We start from the raw sequence: 16744 nt of genomic DNA on the forward strand, positions 1-16744 counted from the left end.
CGCGCCCGGTCCGGCGGTCAGAAACGCCGGACATCCCCCACGGCCGCCTCGCCTGCGCGCATGTCGTCCGTCACGCGGTCGAAGCGCAGATAGGCGATGGCGCGGTCCCCAGACCGGGTGTGCAGCGTTCCCGCCGGCTTGTCCCCGGCCATGATCGGGGTTCCGGGGGCGGCATCGCCCGTGACGGCGACGGTCGCCAGCCCCTTGCGCAGGTCGGTCTTGTGCTTCATGCGCGCGACGATTTCCTGCCCGACATAGCATCCCTTGCGAAAATCTACGCCGTTCAGGCGCTCGAACCCCGCTTCCAGAAGATAGGTGTCGTCAGGGATCAGCTCGATCCCCGCCTGCGGGATGCAGTGGGCGACGCGGACCGCATCCCAATCGGTGCCGTCCTCGCCGTCGCTGCCGTAAAGCCGCCAGCCGAGGTCGGGATGCCGCGGATCGGGCAGGGCGCCCTCGGGGGCGGGTCCGGTGCCGCAGGCGACCGGCATGTCGGTCACGTCGATGCCGATCTTGCGGCGCAGGCGATACATCGTCAGCCGTGCTGCCAGCGCGTCGGCCTGGCCCGCATCGGCGTCGATCAGAGTCCTGTCGTCCCGGTTCAGCACGAAGAAATCGGCCAGATACTTGCCCTGCGGCGTCAGCAGCGCGGCATAAATCAGCCGATCCCTGGGGGTGACATCGTTCGTGACCAGATCCTGAAGAAAGGCGATCCGGTCGTCGCCCGAAAGCGACAGGATGGTGCGGGCGTTCATGCCGTCCTCCATTGGCGGATGCGGTTTTCGTCGAATTGCAGGCGGTAGAGGTCGGCATAGATGCCGCCGCGCGCCAGCAGGTCGTCATGCGTGCCGCTGTCCGCGACGCGGCCCTGGTCCAGCACGACGATGCAGTCGGCAGTGCGGACCGTGGACAGCCGGTGCGCGATGACCAGTGTGGTGCGCCCTTCGGACAACCGTTCGAGGGCCGCCTGAACCGCCGCCTCGGACTGGGCATCCAGCGCCGATGTCGCCTCGTCCAGCAGCAGCACGGGCGTGTTGCGCAGCAGCGCGCGGGCGATGGCGACGCGCTGGCGCTGGCCGCCCGACAGGTTCGATCCGCGCGGACCGGCCAGCGTGTCCAGACCCAGCGGCATGTCGTCGGCGAAGTCGGCCACGCGCGCATCCTCGACCGCGCGACGCAGCGCGTCCTCGGACACGTCGCGGCGGCCCAGCAGGATGTTCTCGCGGATGGTCTCGTCGAACAGCAGCGCATCCTGCGACACGATGGACACCATCCCGCGCAGCGCGTCCAGCGGCATGTCGGCGATGGATTGCCCGTTCATGGCGATGGTGCCCTGCGACGGCTGCACCAGCCGCGTCAGCAGGCGGAAGATGGTGGATTTGCCCGCCCCCGACGCGCCGACCAGCGCCGTGGTCTTGCCGGCGCGCGCGCGGAAGGTCAGGTCGCGCAGCACGGGCGTGTCGTCATAGCCGAAGGTGACATGCTCGACCTCGATCTCGGGGGTGCCGGCGATGGGCGCGATCTGTCGCGGGGCAGACAGGATCGTGGGACGGGTGGCGAAGACGGTATAGATGTTTTCCAGCGACGCGGCGGCAACTTGGAAGGTGCCCGAGATCGCCCCGATCCGGCGCAGCGGCTGGAACGCCAGCGCCATGGCAGTGAAGAACGACATGAATTCGCCGACCGTCTTTTCGCCCGAGATGATGTCGCGCCCGCCCAGCACCAGCACGCCGAAGAACCCCAGCCCCGTCACGATGTCGATCATGCCGGGCAGCAGGGCGCGGCCCGCGGCACTTTTGATCTGGCTGTGAACGATACGGTCCACGACCTTGCGGAAGCGGGCAAGCTGATAGGGTTCCAGCCCGTTCAGCTTGATCGCGTCGATCCCGTGAAAGATTTCGTCCAGACGGGTGGCGCGGTGCCGCGAATCGCTGCGCATCTGCCGCGTCTTGCGGCGCACGTATTTCTGCAACGCGACCGTGGGCAGGATCAGCAGCGGGATGCCGACGACCGCGATCGCCGTCCATCCCACGTCGATGGTGACGGCCACGACGAACAGCGACAGAAGCGACACGACATCGCGTCCAAGCCCCTGGATCAGCACCTGCCAGACGTTCTGCACCGCCAGCGTGTCGCCCTGCACACGCTCGATCAGCGCGCCGGGGGCGTTGCGTTGGAAGTAGGTGCTGTCCAGCGTCATCATGTGCGCCAGCAGGTCGGTCTGCATGTCGGTCGAGGTCAGTTGCGCCACGCGCGTCAGGATCACCCGCTGCGCCACGCCCGTCACCGCGCGGATGACGAACAGCGACAGGATCACGCCGCCGACCCACCACATCGCCCCCACATCGCCATCGACGAACACGCGGTCGAACATCGGCTGCAACGTATAGCTGAGCAGCCCCAGCGTGCTGCCCTCGACCACCATCAGCAGCACCGCGACGGCCAGCCAGGGCCAGTGCCGCGCGACGTATTCGCGCCAGAGCCGCCCCATCAGGGCGGTCGCGGAACCGAGGTCGGGCACGTGTCTGTCCATCGCCGCCAGCCCTAGCGCGAAGGCGGGCCGAGGGAAAGCCGCCCGGCCCCGGCGGCCGATTGACGGCCCCGCCGCGCCGATCTAGGCCGGCGCGATCCCTTTCGGACAGAGCGCCATGACCCTTGCCAACGGACGCCGCCTTCTTGCCATACCGGGCCCTTCGGCGGTGCCCGATGCCGTGCTGCGCGCCATGCACCGCGCCGCGCCCGACATCTATCAGGGCGAACTGCCCGACATGATGCCCGGCCTTGTAACCGATCTTCGGGCGGTGGCGCGAACGGCGGGGCATGTCGCGATCTATATCGCCAACGGCCACGGGGCCTGGGAAGCGGCGCTCGCCAATGTGCTGGCTCCCGGCGATGCCGTGCTGGTGCCGGCCACGGGCCGGTTCGGGCATGGCTGGGCCGAGATGGCGGCCGGACTGGGGGCCGCGCCCGAGGTACTGGATTTCGGCAAGCGCAGCGCCATCGACCCCGCGCAAGTGGCCCTGCGGCTGTCGCAGGACCGCGCGCACCGGATCAGGGCGGTGCTGGCGGTGCATGTCGATACCTCGACCGGGGTGCGCAACGACATCGCCGCCTTGCGCGCGGTGCTGGACGATCTGGGCCATCCCGCGCTGCTGATGGTCGATTGCATCGCCAGCCTCGGCAGCGACCCGTTCGAGATGGATGGCTGGGGCGCCGATGTCGTCGTCACCGCCAGCCAGAAGGGGTTGATGACGCCGCCGGGGCTGGGACTGGTGTTCTTCAACGACCGCGCGGATGCCCGGCGCGGCGATCTGCGCGTCAGCCGTTACTGGGATTGGCGTCCGCGCGCCCGGCCCGAGCAGTTCTATCAGTATTTCGGCGGCACCGCGCCGACGCATCACCTTTACGGTCTGCGCGCCGCGCTGGACCTGATGATGGCCGAGGGGGTGGAGGCGATCTGGCAGCGCCACGCCGTTCTGGCCCGCGCGGTCTGGGCGGCGTTCGATGCCTGGGGCCAAGGCGGGCCGCTGGAACTGAACGTGCCCGATCCCGGCCAGCGCAGCCATGCCGTGACGGCGGTGCGCACCGGCGGCGATCTGGGGGCGCGGCTGCGGCAATGGACGGACGAGCGGGCCGGCGTGACCTTGGGCATCGGTCTGGGCATGGTGCCGCCCGGCGATCCGGGGGCGGGCGGCTTTTTCCGCATCGGGCATATGGGTCACGTGAACGCGCATATGGTGCTGGGAACGCTGGGCGCGATCCAGGCGGGACTGGTCGCGCTGGACATCCCGCACGGACAGGGCGCGCTGGAGGCGGCGGCGCAGGTCTGCGCCACGGCCTGATTCAGCCCAGCAGGGCGCGTTCCAGCAGCGCCATGTCGGCCTCGGGGCCGCAGCTGATCCGCACGAGGCGATCCAGCGGCGGGGTGCCGGGACGGCGCGCGAAGATGCCGGCCGCCTCGAGGCAATCCATCACCTGACCCGCGCGCGCCGCATCGCCGCAATCGCAGGCGACGAAGTTGGTGACGGAGGGCAGCGGCGTCATCCCGGCCCGTTCCGCGATATCGGCGATGCGGTCGCGGCTGGCGGCGATGCGGGTCTGCACCTCGGCCAGCCAGGCGTCATCGGCAAGGGCCGCCAGCGCCGCGTCCTGGGACATGCGCGCGACGCCGAAATGGTTGCGCACCCGGTCGAAGGCCGCGATCAGCGGCTTCGGCCCGATCGCATAACCGATCCGCAGCCCTGCCAACCCGTAAGCCTTGGAAAACGTGCGCATCCTGATGACGCGGGGATCGTCGGGGACGATACACGGATGCGGCGTTCCAGCATCGCAGCCCAGATAGGCTTCGTCGAGGATCAGCAGCGCGCCGTCGGGCACCGCTGCGACCATCCGCTCGACCGTGGCGGCATCGTGGACGCTGCCGGTGGGGTTGTCGGGGTTGGCGAGGTAGATCAGCCGCGCGCCGGTTTCGGCCGCGCGGGCGATCAGCGCCTGCGGATCTTCCTTGTCGTCGCGGTAAGGCACCTTGGACAGCGTGCCGCCATAGCCCGTGACGTGATAGTCGAAGGTCGGATAGGCGCCCGAGGATGTGACGACCGTGGTTCCCGGCGCGACCGTCAGGCGCACCAGCCAGCCCAGCAGCCCGTCGATGCCTTCGCCCACGACGATATGTTCGGCGTCCAGCCCGTGATGCGCGGCAAGCGCGGTTTTCAGCTCATGGCATTCGGGGTCGGGATACATCCAGGCGTCGGGGGCCGCTTTCTGCAACGCCTCCAACGCCTGGGGCGACGGGCCGAAGCCGTTTTCGTTCGCCCCCAGCCGTGCGGCGAAGGGCGCGCCGCGCCGCCGTTCCAGCGTTTCGGGACCGACGAAGGGCACCGTGGCGGGCAGGGCGGCGGCCAGCGGGGTCAGGCGCGGATCGGTCATGCCAGTTCCGCCAGACGGGCCTGCGCGGCCTTCAGACGGTCCTGTTCGGCGGACTTTTCGGCCAGAAGCGCCTCGGTCTCGGCCACGATCTCGGGCGGGGCGCTGTCGCGGAATCTGGGGTTGCGAAGGCGGCCGGACAGGCCGGCGATGTCCTTGTCGAGCTTGCCCATCGCCTTTTGCAGCCGGTCGCTTTCTGCGGCGACGTCGATGATCCCTTCAAGCGGCAGCGCGAACGTGCCGCCGCGCACGGGGATGGTGACGGCGCCCTTGGGGGGCTTGGCCACCGTTTCCAACGACTCGATCCGCGCAAGGCGTTGAATAAGCGCGGCATTCCTGTTCCATGTCGCTTCGCCGGCATTGTCCAGTTCCAGCACCAGCAGCGGAATTTGCAGCGCCGCGGGCACGTTGACCTCGCCCCGCGCGGACCGGACAGCCTCGATCAGGGCGATCACCCAGGTCATCTCGGCGTCGGCTTCGGGGTCGGAAACGGCGTCGTCGTATTCGGGCCAGTCGGCGTGGATCAGCAGGGTGGGGCGGGGGTGCTGGCCCCACAGATCCTCGGTCACGAAGGGCATGAAGGGGTGCAGCAGGATCAGGCACTGGTCCAACACCCAGGCCAAAGTGGCGCGGGTTTCAGCCTTTTCGGCGTCGGATCCGTCCATCAGAAGCGGTTTCGACAGTTCCAGATACCAGTCGCAGACCCGGCCCCAGACGAAGGAATAGAGCGCGTTCGCCGCCGCGTCGAAGCGGTAGGCGGACAGCGCCGCATCGACCTCGGCGTGGACGCGGGCGGTTTCGCCGACGATCCAGCGGTTCACCGGGGCGGTCGAGTTGTACAATTCGTACATTTCAGCGCCCGAATTGTACAAGTCGGGTGTCGCGCCATTCATTTCGGCAAAGCGGAAGGCGTTCCACAGCTTCGTCCCGAAATTGCGATAGCCGGCGATGCGGTCCTTCGACAGTTTCAGGTCGCGTCCCATGGCCGCCATCGCCGCCAGCGTGAAGCGCACGGCGTCGGCGCCGTATTCGTCGATCAGGTCCAGCGGGTCGAGCACGTTGCCGAGGCTCTTGGACATCTTCTTGCCCTTTTCGTCGCGGACAAGGGCGTGGACATAGACATCGCGGAAGGGCGCCCGACCGACGACCTCGAGCTGCATCATCATCATCCGGGCGACCCAGAAGAAAATGATGTCATGCCCGGTGACGAGGGCCGAGGTCGGGAAATAGCGGCGCAGTTCGGGGGTGTCTTCGGGCCAGCCGAGCGTGCCGATGGGCCAGAGACCGGAGGAGAACCAGGTGTCGAGGACGTCGGGGTCGCGCCAGACGGGCATCTCCTCGTGCATCCGAGGCCCGTCAGTGATGTCATGCGCCGCGCGCTCGTCTGCAACCAGCACCGCATTTCGACCATAATATGTGCTTGCCATTTCCAGAGCTTGTGCTTCGCTGGTCGCACAAAATCTTACAGTCTCGCCATTCGTCCAACTTATAACCTTCATACCGGGAACGGCTTCCCACTTTGGCCCATACCACACCGGGATCCGGTGCCCCCACCAGAGCTGGCGGGAGATGCACCAGGGTTCGATGTTTTCCAGCCAGTGGAAATACACCTTTTCGTCCCGCTCGGGCAGGATGCGGACATCGCCGTTGCGCACGGCGTCGATGGCGGGCTGGACGATGCGGGCGGTATCGACGAACCACTGGTCGGTCAGCATCGGTTCGATCACCACCTTCGAGCGGTCGCCGATGGGCTGCATGATCTTCTTCGGCTCGACCAGCGGCACCAGTTCGGCGCTGCGCGTCTCGCCGCCTTCCTCGGGGGCGAGCGGGGTGCGGGCGGCGCGGCCGAGGCGGGGGTCGGTTTCCGGCACCATGACGGCCAGCCCCTCGGTGGTGATTTCGTCCACCACGCGGCGCCGCGCCTCCAGACGGTCGAGGCCGCGCAGATGGTCGGGGACGAGGTTGATCTCGCCGACATCGCCGGGTTCGGCCCCTTCGGCGATGGCCTGCGCGCGGGCGGCGGATGCGTCGTAGGACAGCCCGTCGGCGCGCATCGCGCCCTTGGTGTCCATCAGGACGTAAAGCGGGATGCCGTTGCGCTGCGCCACGGCATAGTCGTTGAAGTCGTGTGCGCCGGTGATCTTGACCGCGCCCGACCCGAAGGCCGGGTCGGGATAGTCATCGGTGATGATCGGGATCTGGCGGCGATGCTCCTTCGGGCCGACGGGGATTTCGCAGAGTTTCCCGACGATCGGCGCATAGCGTTCGTCGGACGGATGAACCGCCACGGCGCCGTCGCCCAGCATGGTTTCGGGGCGGGTCGTGGCGATGGAAATCCAGTCGCGTGTTTCGCGGAAGGTGACGTTTCCGTCCTCGTCCTTCTCGACGTATTCATAGGTTTCGCCGCCCGCCAGCGGATAGCGGAAGTGCCACATGTGGCCGTCCACTTCGGTGGATTCGACTTCGAGATCGCTGATCGCGGTCTCGAAATGCGGATCCCAATTCACGAGGCGTTTACCCCTGTAGATTATCTTCTTGTCATAAAGATCGACGAACACCTTAAGGACGGCATCGTGAAAGCCCGCATCCATCGTGAAGGCCGTGCGCGACCAGTCGCAGGACGCGCCGAGGCGCTTCAACTGGCCAAGGATCGTGCCTTCGCTGCGTTCCTTCTGCTGCCATACGCGCTGTTCGAACGCCTCGCGGCCCATTTCGCGGCGGGACGGTTCGCCGTTGGCGGCCATGTCGCGTTCCGTCACCATCTGCGTGGCGATGCCCGCATGATCGGTGCCGGGCTGCCAGAGGGTGTCGAAGCCGCGCATCCTGTGCCAGCGCACCAGGATGTCCTGCAAGGTGTTGTTGAAGGCGTGCCCCATATGCAGGCTGCCCGTGACGTTGGGCGGCGGGATCATGATGCTGAAAGGCGGCTTGCCGGGCTTCGCGTTGGCCCCGGCGGCAAAGGCGTTCGCGGCTTCCCATGCCGCATAGATCCGCGCCTCGGCCTCGGTTGGGTTGAAGGTCTTGTCCATGTCCGTATCCCTCGCGGCGTCGGGCGTCCTGCATCGCCCGCCTGATTAGAGATTAAGGCGGGCGAGGGGAAGGCCGGCGGGATGCGGGGCGGTCAGGCCACCCGTTCAAGCCCGCCCTGCGGCACGACGCCCAGGGCACGGGCCACGTCGCGCGTCAGGTGCGGCTTGTTCAGGGTGTAGAAATGCAGATCCTCGACGCCGCCCTCGACCAGGCGGGTGCATAGATCGGTGCACAGGCGCGTGGCCAGCGCGTCGGATCCGCCGTTCTGTCCGGCGGTGGCGAAGGCGTCGTCCAGCCAGGCGGGCACCGGCGTGCCGCAGCGTTCGGCGAACCGGCGCACGCCTTTCCAGCTTTCGATGGGCAGGATGCCCGGAACGATGGGCCGGTCGATGCCGGCGGCGGCGCAGCGGTCGCGGAAGCGGAAGAAGGTGTCGGCGTCGAAGAAGAATTGCGTGATCGCCGAGGACGCCCCGGCATCCAGCTTGCGCCGGAGCCAGTCGACATCGGACGTGTCGGTCGCGGCGTCGGGATGCCGGTCGGGATAGGCACCGACGCGGATGGTGAAGCGCCCGGTGGCGGCCAGCGCCGCGATCAGCTCGCCCGTATCGGCGAAGCCGCCGGGATGGGGCGCGAACCTGCGGCCATCGGGCGGATCGCCGCGCAGCGCCACGATGTCGGTGATGCCCGCATCGGCATAGCTGTCGGCGATGGCCAGCGTTTCGTCGCGCGTGGCCTCGACGCAGGTGAGATGCGCGGCGACGCGCAGGCCGGTGCGCTTGTTGATCGTCGTCACCGCGTCATGCGTCAGGTCGCGCGTGGTCCCGCCCGCGCCGTAGGTGACGCTGACGAATTCGGGACGCAGGGGCGCCAGCGTGCGGATCGTCTCCCACAGGCGGAAAGACGCGTCGAGCGATTTGGGCGGGAAGAATTCGAACGAGATGCGGGGCGGTGTCATCGTGCATTCCTGTAAAACCGGGTTGCCTTGTGGCACGGGCGATGATTTGAAGCAAATTCATAATCCTCAAGAAGAACATGAGGCGCGCCATGAATATCGAGTTTCGCCACCTTCGCACCGTCAAGGCCATCCACGAGGCGGGCGGCTTGGGGCGGGCGGCGGCGCGGCTGAACATCACCCAATCCGCGCTGAGCCATCAGATCAAGGGGCTGGAGGATCAGGCCGGGGTCGCGCTGTTCGTGCGGCGCAGCAAGCCGATGACGCTGTCGGCGGCGGGGCTGAAGCTGCTGCGCGCGGCCGAGCGGATCCTGCCCGAGGTCGCCGCGCTGGAGGCCGAGTTCGCGGGTCTGGTCAGCGGCAGGGCGGGGCGGCTGCATATCGCCATCGAGTGTCATGCCTGTTTCGAGTGGCTGTTCCCGGTGCTGGAGGCGTTCCGCCGCGACTGGCCCGACGTCGACGTGGACATCCGCCCCGGCCTGGCCTTCGGCGCGCTGCCCGCCTTGCAGCGGCAGGAGGTCGATCTGGTCGTGTCGTCGGATCCCGAAACGCTGCCCGGCGTCGATTTCACGCCGCTTTTCGACTATGAGCCGGTCTTCGTCGCGTCGTCGCGGCATCCGCTGGCGGCAAAGCCCTTCGTCGTGGCCGAGGATTTCCGCGACCAGACGCTGATCACCTATCCGGTCGAACGCGCGCGGCTGGACGTGTTCAGCCAGTTGCTGATGCCCGCGGGGGTGGAACCCGCCGAGGTGCGGCAGGTCGAGCTGACGGCGGTGATCCTGCTGCTGGTCGCGTCACAGCGGGGGGTGGCGGTGCTGCCCGACTGGGTGGTGCGCGACGTGCGGCTGCAATCGGATTACGTCACGCGACCGCTGACCAAGGGCGGGCTGACCCGCCGCCTTTATGCCGCGACGCGCAGCGACGAGACGGAAGCGCCGTTCATGGCCGATCTGCTGCGGCTGACGCAGACGGTGCCGGTAAAACTGCAACGGGGTGCGGCGTAAAGACATGCGCCGCGGTCAACCGCCGCTATAGCGGCCCGTCAGCGGCGCGCGAAAGGTATCAGTCGATGGAAAACGTGCTTGGTGCGGTGATCGACTGGCTGAGCAGACGATTCAGGACCAAGATTTTCGTCATGTATCCCTTGGTCGGAGCCGTTTTCGCGTTTGGTCTGTGGCTCGTCTATGCGGAATGGAGTTTTCGATAGGCGATAGGCGATAGGAATGTTCAGTCCAGCCGGAAGCCTGGTGCGGATGTTCTCAGGCGTGGGCGAATGTCGGGCGCGACTGGATGAAGGCAGAACGGTCGGCAGGCTTGGCATCCGGGGCGGCGCGCTTTATGCCGCGCGTCTGGCAATCCGGGGGATCCCATGCAGGGCAGCGCGAACCTGAACATCATGATGAAGGCCGCGCGGGCGGCGGGGCGGTCGCTGGTCAAGGACTTCCGCGAGGTCGAGAACCTTCAGGTGTCGTCCAAGGGGGCGGGCGATTTCGTCAGCCGCGCCGACATCGCCGCCGAGAAGATCGTCCGCGACATGCTGAGCGCCGAGCGGCCCAATTACGGCTGGCTGGGGGAAGAAACGGGCGCGGCCGAGGGCAAGGATCCGACGCGGCGCTGGATCGTCGATCCGCTGGACGGCACCACCAACTATCTGCACGGGCTGGCGCATTGGGCGGTGTCCATCGGGCTGGAGCACAAGGGCGAGGTGGTGGCCGGCGTCGTCTATGACGCGGCCAAGGACGAGATGTTCGTGGCCGAAAAGGGCGGCGGCGCGTTCATGAACGAAAGCCGCCTGCGGGTCTCGGGGCGCCACAAGCTGATCGAGTGCATCTTCGCCACCGGGCTGCCTTTCGGCGGGCGGTCGGATCTGCCCGCGACGCTGAAGGATCTGGGCCGGCTTCTGCCCGCGACGGCGGGGGTGCGGCGGTTCGGGGCGGCCGCTCTCGACCTTTGCTATGTCGCGGCGGGGCGGTATGACGGGTTCTGGGAACGGCGGCTGCACCCATGGGACATGGCCGCGGGACTGGTCATCGTGCGCGAGGCGGGCGGTCTGGTCGAGCCGTTGGAGGACGGGGCCGGCATCTTCGAGACGGGCACGGTGATCGCCGCCAACGCCAACGTCTTCGACGGGTTCCGCAAGGTTCTGGCGGGCTAGCGCCGGCGGCCCGCGACGGGGATCGACGTGCGGCGATAGACGGCCTGCGGATGGGGCGGCGCACCGCGATTGCGCCGCCAGAAGGCCATGCCGCCGCGCCGCAGCCAGAGCGGCAGCGCCAGCGCCGTCCCCGCGACGAAGCCGCCCGCATGGGCCCAATAGGCGACGCCGCCCACGCCCGCGGGCGCGCTGGCGCCCGAGAAGATCTGGATGCCGAACCAGACGCCCAGCACGATCCAGGCGGGGATGGGAATGACGCGGAAGAACACGATGAAGATGATCAGCACATCGACGCGGGCGCGCGGAAACATCAGCAGATAGCCGCCCATGACGCCCGCGATGGCGCCCGACGCGCCGACCATCGGGATGGGCGAGGCGGGATCGGACAACGTCTGCGCCAGCGCCGCCGCGATGCCGCCCAGCAGGTAGAAGCCGAGAAAGGGCAGGTGGCCCATCTCGTCCTCGAGGTTGTCGCCGAAGACCCATAGAAACAGCATGTTGCCGGCAAGATGCATGAAGCCGCCATGCAGGAATTGCGAGGTGATATAGGTTAGCGGATCGGATTCGGCGGGGATCAGCGCCCAGGCGTCATAAAAGGCGATCAGCGTGCGCTGGTCGGCGCTGGCCCCCAGCGTGACCAGATAGACCAAGACGTTCGCGCCGATCAGCGCCCAGGTGATCCAAGGCGTGCCGAGCGACGGGTTGTGATCGCGGATGGGAAACATGGCGCGCAGCGTTGCCCGCTGCGCGCGGGGCGGTCAATCGTCAGGCCGCCGCAGGATCGTCGCGGGCGACCTGCGCCAGAAGGTCGGCATTGCCGCCCGACGCGGTGGTATCGACGCAAAGGTGGCGTTCCAGCAGGACGTCGGGCACCGTGATTTCGCCCGTAACCAGCCGCAGGATCGGGCCGTCGCGGGCCGCGAGCCGCCGCGCCATATCGCGGGCGGTCGCCGCATCGCCCCACCAGACCGCGCCGCCGATACCCGCCGCGTCGAGATCGCCGGCCGTGCCGTCCCGCGCGATGCCGCCCAGACGCCGCACGTCGGCCATCTGGCGGGCCTTGTCGTCGTCCGTGGGGCCGAGGCAGAGGATCGGCGCGCGGGGATGCAGCGTCAGGCGGTTCAATTCGCCGGTCGGGCCGGGAAGGTGGCGCGGCGTCTCGGGCGGGGTCGCCGCGACGGGCTGCGCGAAGCGGGGAACGTAGAAGGGGCCGCCCGCCTTGGGGCCGGTGCCCGACAGCCCCTCGCCGCCGAAGGGCTGGGAGCCGACGATGGCGCCGATCTGGTTGCGGTTGACATAGACGTTGCCGGCGCGGACGCGGTCGGCGATGTGCTGCACACGGTCGTCGATGCGGGTATGCAGCCCGAAGGTCAGCCCATAGCCGGTGGCGTCGATGTCGTCGATCACGCGGTCGATCTGCCCGGCGCGGAACGTCGCCAGATGCAGGACGGGGCCGAACACCTCGAACGGGATGTCGGCGATGCCCTGCACGGCGACGACCGCGGGGGGCAGGTAGTGGCCTTGCGCGGGCGCGTCGAGGCGGTGCAGGATCGGGCGATCCGCGAGGTAATCCGCGATGCGGGCCTTCGCGTCGGCGTCGATCAGGGGGCCGATATCGGTGGACAGGTCCCAGGCGGGCCCGATGCGCAACTCGTCCATCGCGCCGAACAGCATGGCGCGGAAATCGTCGGCGATGTCTTGCTGCACGTAAAGGCACCGCAGCGCCGAGCAGCGTTGTCCGGCGCTTTGGAACGCCGAGGCGATCACGTCGCGCACCGCCTGCTCGGGCAGGGCGGTGCTGTCCACGATCATCGCGTTCATGCCGCCGGTTTCGGCGATCAGCGGCGCGCCGGGGTCGCAATGGTCGGCCATCGCGGCGCGGATGCGGCGTGCGGTGGCGGTCGAGCCGGTGAAGGCCACGGCGGCGACGCGCGCGTCCGAGGTGAGCGCCGCGCCCAGATCGCCGCCGCCGGGCAGGAATTGCAGGGCCACGCGTGGGATGCCCGCGCGGTGCAGCAGCGTCACCGCCAGATGCGCGATCAGCGGGGTCTGCGGCGCGGGCTTGGCCAGCACCGCGTTGCCGGCGGCCAGCGCGCCCGCGATCTGGCCGGTGAAGATGGCCAGCGGGAAGTTCCACGGCGAGATGCAGGTGACGGTGCCCAGAGGCGCGGCATCGGGGATCTGCGTGGCGTAGTAGCGCAGGAAATCCACCGCCTCGCGCAATTCGCCCACGGCGTCGGGCAGCGTCTTGCCGGCTTCGCGCGCGAGAAGGGCGTAGATGCGCCCGAACTCGGATTCGTAGAGATCCGCAGCGGCGTCGAGGATACGCGCGCGGGTGGCGGCGTCGGCGTCCCAGGGCCGGGCTGCGGCCAGCGCGGCCTGCGCGTCGGCGGGGCTGGCGGGGCGGACATGGCCCACGATGTCGGACGGATCGCCGGGATTGGCGACGGGCATGGCCGGGGCGGGGTGCGCCTCGGCGGCCAGAAGGGGGGCGGCGTCGAACGTCGCGCTGCGGTGAGGGTCGCGGGCGGCGTCGATCCGCGCCAGATGGTCGGCGGCGGCCAGATCCCAGCCGCGCGAATTGGGGCGCGTGGGCTGAAACAGCGCATCGCCCGGCGTGACCTGGATGGCGTGGCCCAGCAGCGCGAAGGGATCGGCGGCGACGGTTTCGGGCGGCACGGCCTTGTCGACGATCTGGTTGACGAAGCTGCTGTTGGCACCGTTTTCCAGCAGGCGGCGGACCAGATAGGCCAGCAGGTCGCGATGCGCGCCGACAGGCGCGTAGATGCGGCAGCGCGTGCCCTGATCGCGCAGAACGATGTCGTGCAGCGCCTCGCCCATGCCGTGCAGGCGCTGGAACTCGAAACTGTCGCGGTCCGCGCCCATGGTGCGCGCCATGTCGAGGATGGCGGCAACGGTATGGGCGTTGTGCGTGGCGAATTGCGGATAGAGCCTGTCGCGCGCGGCCAGCAGCCTGCGCGCATTGGCGATATAGCTGACATCGGTGGCGGGCTTGCGGCTGAAGACCGGGAACCGGGGCAGGCCGTGTTCCTGCGCACGCTTGATTTCGGTATCCCAATAGGCGCCCTTGACCAGACGCACCATAAGGCGTCGGTCGAGCGACGCCGCGCGGTCGGCCAGCCAGTCGATGACCGCACCGGCGCGGGGGCCGTAGGCCTGCACCACGACGCCGAAGCCGTCCCAGCCCGCAAGGCGGGGGTCGGTCAGCACGGCCGCGATCACCTCGAGCGAGAGCGACAGGCGGTCGGCTTCCTCGGCGTCGATGTTGAGGCCGATATTGAGCCGCGCCGCCTGCGCGGCGAGATCGGCCAGCACCGGCACCAGTTCGGCCAGCACCCGGTCGCGCTGGGCGGCCTCGTAGCGCGGATGCAGCGCGCTGAGCTTGACCGAGATGCCGGGATTGCGGGCGATGTCGTCGTGGGTGGCGGCCCGCGCCATGCGGTCCATGGCATCCGCATAGGCGGCGCGGTAGCGTTCGGCGTCGCGGGCGGTGCGCGCGGCCTCGCCCAGCATGTCGTAGCTGTAGGTATAGCCGCGGCGTTCCATCCGGGCCGCGCGGTCCATGGCGGACGCCATCGTCTCGCCCAGCACGAACTGGCGGCCCATCTCGCGCATGGCCTGGCCGACGGCGCGGCGAATCACCGGCTCGCCCATCCGGCGGACGGCGCCGCGCAGGGCGCGCACGGGGTTCTGGCCGCGGCGCGCCGGGTCGTCCAGCACGCGGCCCGTCAGCATCAGCGCCCAGGTCGAGGCGTTGACGAGGCTGGAGGACGAGCGGCCCAGATGCCGGCCCCAGTCGCCCGGCGCGATCTTATCCTCGATCAGCGCGTCGACGGTGGGGGCGTCGGGCACGCGCAGCAGCGCCTCGGCCAGACACATCAGGGCGATGCCTTCGTCGGTCGAAAGGCCGTATTCGGCCAGAAACACCTCCATCAGGCCCGGTCTGGCCTCGGATCGCAGGCGCGCGACCAGATCGGTCGCGGCGGCGTGAATGCGGGCGCGGTCGGCTTCGGTCAGCGCCGCCGTCGCGATCAGACCGGCGAGGATCGCGTCGGGATCGGGATAGGCTTCGACGGGAAGGACCGAAGGAACGGGGGCGGCGTCGCGCGGCATGGCATCCTCCTGCTGGTGCGGACAGGATACGTCAGGATGCGCAGGCGATTCGACCGAAAGGATGCCGGATGAAGGCGGATGGACCGCAAAGCGAGGACGGCGAGGTTCGGTTGGATCGATTCGACCGGGCGATGCTGAAGATCCTGGCAGGGGACGGGCGGATCAGCGTGACCGACCTGGCGCGGCGCGTCGGGCTGTCGAAATCGCCGGTGCAGACGCGGCTGCGGCGGCTGGAACGGGCGGGCGTTGTGCGCGGCTATCGCGCGATGGTCGATCCGGTGCGGCTGGGATTGCAGCATGTCGCCTTCGTCGAGGTGCGGCTGACCGACACGCGCGAGGCGGCGCTGACCGCCTTCAACGCCGCCGTCGCCCGCGTGCCCGAGATCGAGGAATGCCACATGATCGCGGGGGCCTTCGACTATTTGCTGAAGGTGCGCACCACCGACATGACGGCCTATCGCGCGATCCTGGGCAGCGCGATTTCGGCGTTGCCGCACGTGTCGCACACATCGACCTATGTGGCGATGCAGGCGGTCAAGGAGACGGGCGTCGCGCCGGGCTGAAAAGGCTTTGCGCGAGAGGCAAAGTAGTTTAGTCGGGTATTCGGCATTCGGAAGGACCGGGCATGGCGGAACGTGCGCTGAAACTTGTCGGGGATGCGGCGCCCAGGCCGTGCCCGGCCATCGACCGCGATCTGCTGGACGTGCTGCGGCGGGCGGCGCTGGTGGGGCAGGCGCGGCCGCGCAGCGACCTGTTCCGCGCCTGCGCGCTGCTGAGCACGACGCCCTGCCGCACCCGCGCGTCCTTTGTCGAGGCGCTGCTGGGAACGCTGGCGCAGGGGCTGGACCGGCGGCCCGTCTTCTATCGGCCGGGATCGGACGAGACCAGTTTCGACGAACGCTGGATCCTGGCGCTGGTGGCGGCGATCCGGGGCGGTGACGGTCACAGCACCGATTTCCTGATCCGGTCGCGCATCGCGCATCCGGCCCGCCGGCTGGTGACTTTTCTGGTTTCCGGCATAGCTTGCGCGTCCGACAGCCCCATTCCCCAGAACGAAAGGCAATCCCATGGCTGAAACCGCATTGTCGCTGGCCCCTTCGTCGCGCGAGGCGATCGCAGAGGCGCTGAATCAGGCCAAGGCGGAAACGACCGTCGCCACCGCGCTGGCGCAGAATTTCCATTGGAACGTGACCGGCATGGCGTTCGGTCCGCTGCATGCGCTGTTCCAGCAGATTTACGAGGACCATTTCGCCGCGCAGGACGATCTGGCCGAACGGGTCAAGGCGCTGGACATGCACGCGCAGGGCCAGTTGTCGGCCATGCTGGAACGGTCGAAGATCGCCGAGCATGACGGTCACGCCGACGAGCGCGAGATGATCGCCGCGATGCTGAAGGCCGAGGAACAGCTTTCGGCGACGCTGTCGGGGGTCGAGCGGGTATCGGCCGAACACGGCGACACGCTGACCGAGGATCTGGCGGTCGAACGCGGCCGCGTCCATGAGAAGTTTGCCTGGATGCTGCGCGCGCATCTGAAGGGCTGACACCCGCTT

The 16744-nt window shown here is 68.6% G+C and carries 13 protein-coding genes; 6 read left to right on the plus strand and 7 right to left on the minus strand.

Translation table 11 applies throughout. From position 1 onward, the window contains the following. Positions 1-17: 17 nt before the first annotated feature. Both ygfZ and OCGS_RS10140 read right to left on the minus strand, forming a co-directional pair. Positions 18-755, minus strand: coding sequence for a CAF17-like 4Fe-4S cluster assembly/insertion protein YgfZ (gene ygfZ / locus OCGS_RS10135; RefSeq protein WP_007427150.1), 738 nt, complete (start codon positions 753-755; stop codon positions 18-20). Next, positions 752-2491: an ABC transporter ATP-binding protein gene (locus tag OCGS_RS10140; RefSeq protein WP_238538245.1), complete on the minus strand. Its 1740-nt coding sequence runs from the start codon at positions 2489-2491 to the stop codon at positions 752-754. The genes ygfZ and OCGS_RS10140 overlap by 4 nt, the downstream gene beginning before the upstream one ends. A 157-nt stretch (positions 2492-2648) precedes the next feature. Between OCGS_RS10140 and OCGS_RS10145 the strand changes: the two genes are divergently transcribed. Further along, the gene (locus OCGS_RS10145; protein ID WP_007427152.1) at positions 2649-3842 is read left to right on the plus strand and encodes a pyridoxal-phosphate-dependent aminotransferase family protein; all 1194 of its coding nucleotides are present in this window, start codon (positions 2649-2651) and stop codon (positions 3840-3842) included. 1 nt (position 3843) lies between these two features. On the opposite strand, the gene OCGS_RS10150 is transcribed toward OCGS_RS10145, so the two are convergent. The 3 genes from OCGS_RS10150 to metF form a co-directional block, all read right to left on the minus strand. Beyond that, complete coding sequence (locus OCGS_RS10150; RefSeq protein WP_007427153.1) at positions 3844-4926, minus strand: pyridoxal phosphate-dependent aminotransferase; 1083 nt, start codon at positions 4924-4926, stop codon at positions 3844-3846. Then, entirely contained in the window at positions 4923-7952 is a 3030-nt protein-coding gene (locus OCGS_RS10155) for a valine--tRNA ligase (protein WP_007427154.1), read from the minus strand. The genes OCGS_RS10150 and OCGS_RS10155 overlap by 4 nt, the downstream gene beginning before the upstream one ends. A gap of 92 nt (positions 7953-8044) precedes the next feature. Then, on the minus strand, positions 8045-8908 hold the full coding sequence (gene metF / locus OCGS_RS10160) for a methylenetetrahydrofolate reductase [NAD(P)H] (protein ID WP_007427155.1): 864 nt from the start codon (positions 8906-8908) through the stop codon (positions 8045-8047). 89 nt (positions 8909-8997) lie between these two features. Here metF and OCGS_RS10165 point away from each other — a divergent pair, with 89 nt between their 5' ends. Continuing rightward, positions 8998-9909, plus strand: coding sequence for a LysR family transcriptional regulator (locus OCGS_RS10165; RefSeq protein ID WP_007427156.1), 912 nt, complete (start codon positions 8998-9000; stop codon positions 9907-9909). 365 nt (positions 9910-10274) lie between these two features. Next, complete coding sequence (locus tag OCGS_RS10170; protein ID WP_007427157.1) at positions 10275-11060, plus strand: inositol monophosphatase family protein; 786 nt, start codon at positions 10275-10277, stop codon at positions 11058-11060. Here the strand turns inward: OCGS_RS10170 and OCGS_RS10175 are convergent. Next, entirely contained in the window at positions 11057-11785 is a 729-nt protein-coding gene (locus OCGS_RS10175; RefSeq protein ID WP_007427158.1) for a rhomboid family intramembrane serine protease, read from the minus strand. The genes OCGS_RS10170 and OCGS_RS10175 overlap by 4 nt on opposite strands. A gap of 40 nt (positions 11786-11825) precedes the next feature. Further along, positions 11826-15194, minus strand: coding sequence for a bifunctional proline dehydrogenase/L-glutamate gamma-semialdehyde dehydrogenase PutA (gene putA, locus OCGS_RS10180; RefSeq protein ID WP_007427159.1), 3369 nt, complete (start codon positions 15192-15194; stop codon positions 11826-11828). A 68-nt stretch (positions 15195-15262) separates the two neighbouring features. Here putA and OCGS_RS10185 point away from each other — a divergent pair, with 68 nt between their 5' ends. The 3 genes from OCGS_RS10185 (at position 15263) to OCGS_RS10195 (ending at position 16735) form a co-directional block, all read left to right on the plus strand. Next, entirely contained in the window at positions 15263-15757 is a 495-nt protein-coding gene (locus tag OCGS_RS10185) for an Lrp/AsnC family transcriptional regulator (RefSeq protein ID WP_007427160.1), read from the plus strand. A 62-nt stretch (positions 15758-15819) separates the two neighbouring features. Further along, complete coding sequence (locus OCGS_RS10190) at positions 15820-16269, plus strand: hypothetical protein (protein WP_007427161.1); 450 nt, start codon at positions 15820-15822, stop codon at positions 16267-16269. Further along, positions 16262-16735, plus strand: a complete 474-nt coding sequence (locus tag OCGS_RS10195; protein WP_007427162.1) for a Dps family protein — start codon at positions 16262-16264, stop codon at positions 16733-16735. The genes OCGS_RS10190 and OCGS_RS10195 overlap by 8 nt, the downstream gene beginning before the upstream one ends. Positions 16736-16744: the final 9 nt, after the last annotated feature.

Origin of the sequence: Oceaniovalibus guishaninsula JLT2003, from assembly GCF_000299575.1 — a bacterium.
GTDB lineage: Bacteria > Pseudomonadota > Alphaproteobacteria > Rhodobacterales > Rhodobacteraceae > Palleronia > Palleronia guishaninsula.

What these genes read in the sequence shown, in the direction of transcription:
- ygfZ (WP_007427150.1), bottom strand. Translation starts at nt 755, where the DNA reads ATGAACGCCCGCACCATCCTGTCGCTTTCGGGCGACGACCGGATCGCC.
- OCGS_RS10140 (WP_238538245.1), bottom strand. Translation starts at nt 2,491, where the DNA reads ATGGGGCGGCTCTGGCGCGAATACGTCGCGCGGCACTGGCCCTGGCTG.
- OCGS_RS10145 (WP_007427152.1), top strand. Translation starts at nt 2,649, where the DNA reads ATGACCCTTGCCAACGGACGCCGCCTTCTTGCCATACCGGGCCCTTCG.
- OCGS_RS10150 (WP_007427153.1), bottom strand. Translation starts at nt 4,926, where the DNA reads ATGACCGATCCGCGCCTGACCCCGCTGGCCGCCGCCCTGCCCGCCACG.
- OCGS_RS10155 (WP_007427154.1), bottom strand. Translation starts at nt 7,952, where the DNA reads ATGGACAAGACCTTCAACCCAACCGAGGCCGAGGCGCGGATCTATGCG.
- metF (WP_007427155.1), bottom strand. Translation starts at nt 8,908, where the DNA reads ATGACACCGCCCCGCATCTCGTTCGAATTCTTCCCGCCCAAATCGCTC.
- OCGS_RS10165 (WP_007427156.1), top strand. Translation starts at nt 8,998, where the DNA reads ATGAATATCGAGTTTCGCCACCTTCGCACCGTCAAGGCCATCCACGAG.
- OCGS_RS10170 (WP_007427157.1), top strand. Translation starts at nt 10,275, where the DNA reads ATGCAGGGCAGCGCGAACCTGAACATCATGATGAAGGCCGCGCGGGCG.
- OCGS_RS10175 (WP_007427158.1), bottom strand. Translation starts at nt 11,785, where the DNA reads ATGTTTCCCATCCGCGATCACAACCCGTCGCTCGGCACGCCTTGGATC.
- putA (WP_007427159.1), bottom strand. Translation starts at nt 15,194, where the DNA reads ATGCCGCGCGACGCCGCCCCCGTTCCTTCGGTCCTTCCCGTCGAAGCC.
- OCGS_RS10185 (WP_007427160.1), top strand. Translation starts at nt 15,263, where the DNA reads ATGAAGGCGGATGGACCGCAAAGCGAGGACGGCGAGGTTCGGTTGGAT.
- OCGS_RS10190 (WP_007427161.1), top strand. Translation starts at nt 15,820, where the DNA reads ATGGCGGAACGTGCGCTGAAACTTGTCGGGGATGCGGCGCCCAGGCCG.
- OCGS_RS10195 (WP_007427162.1), top strand. Translation starts at nt 16,262, where the DNA reads ATGGCTGAAACCGCATTGTCGCTGGCCCCTTCGTCGCGCGAGGCGATC.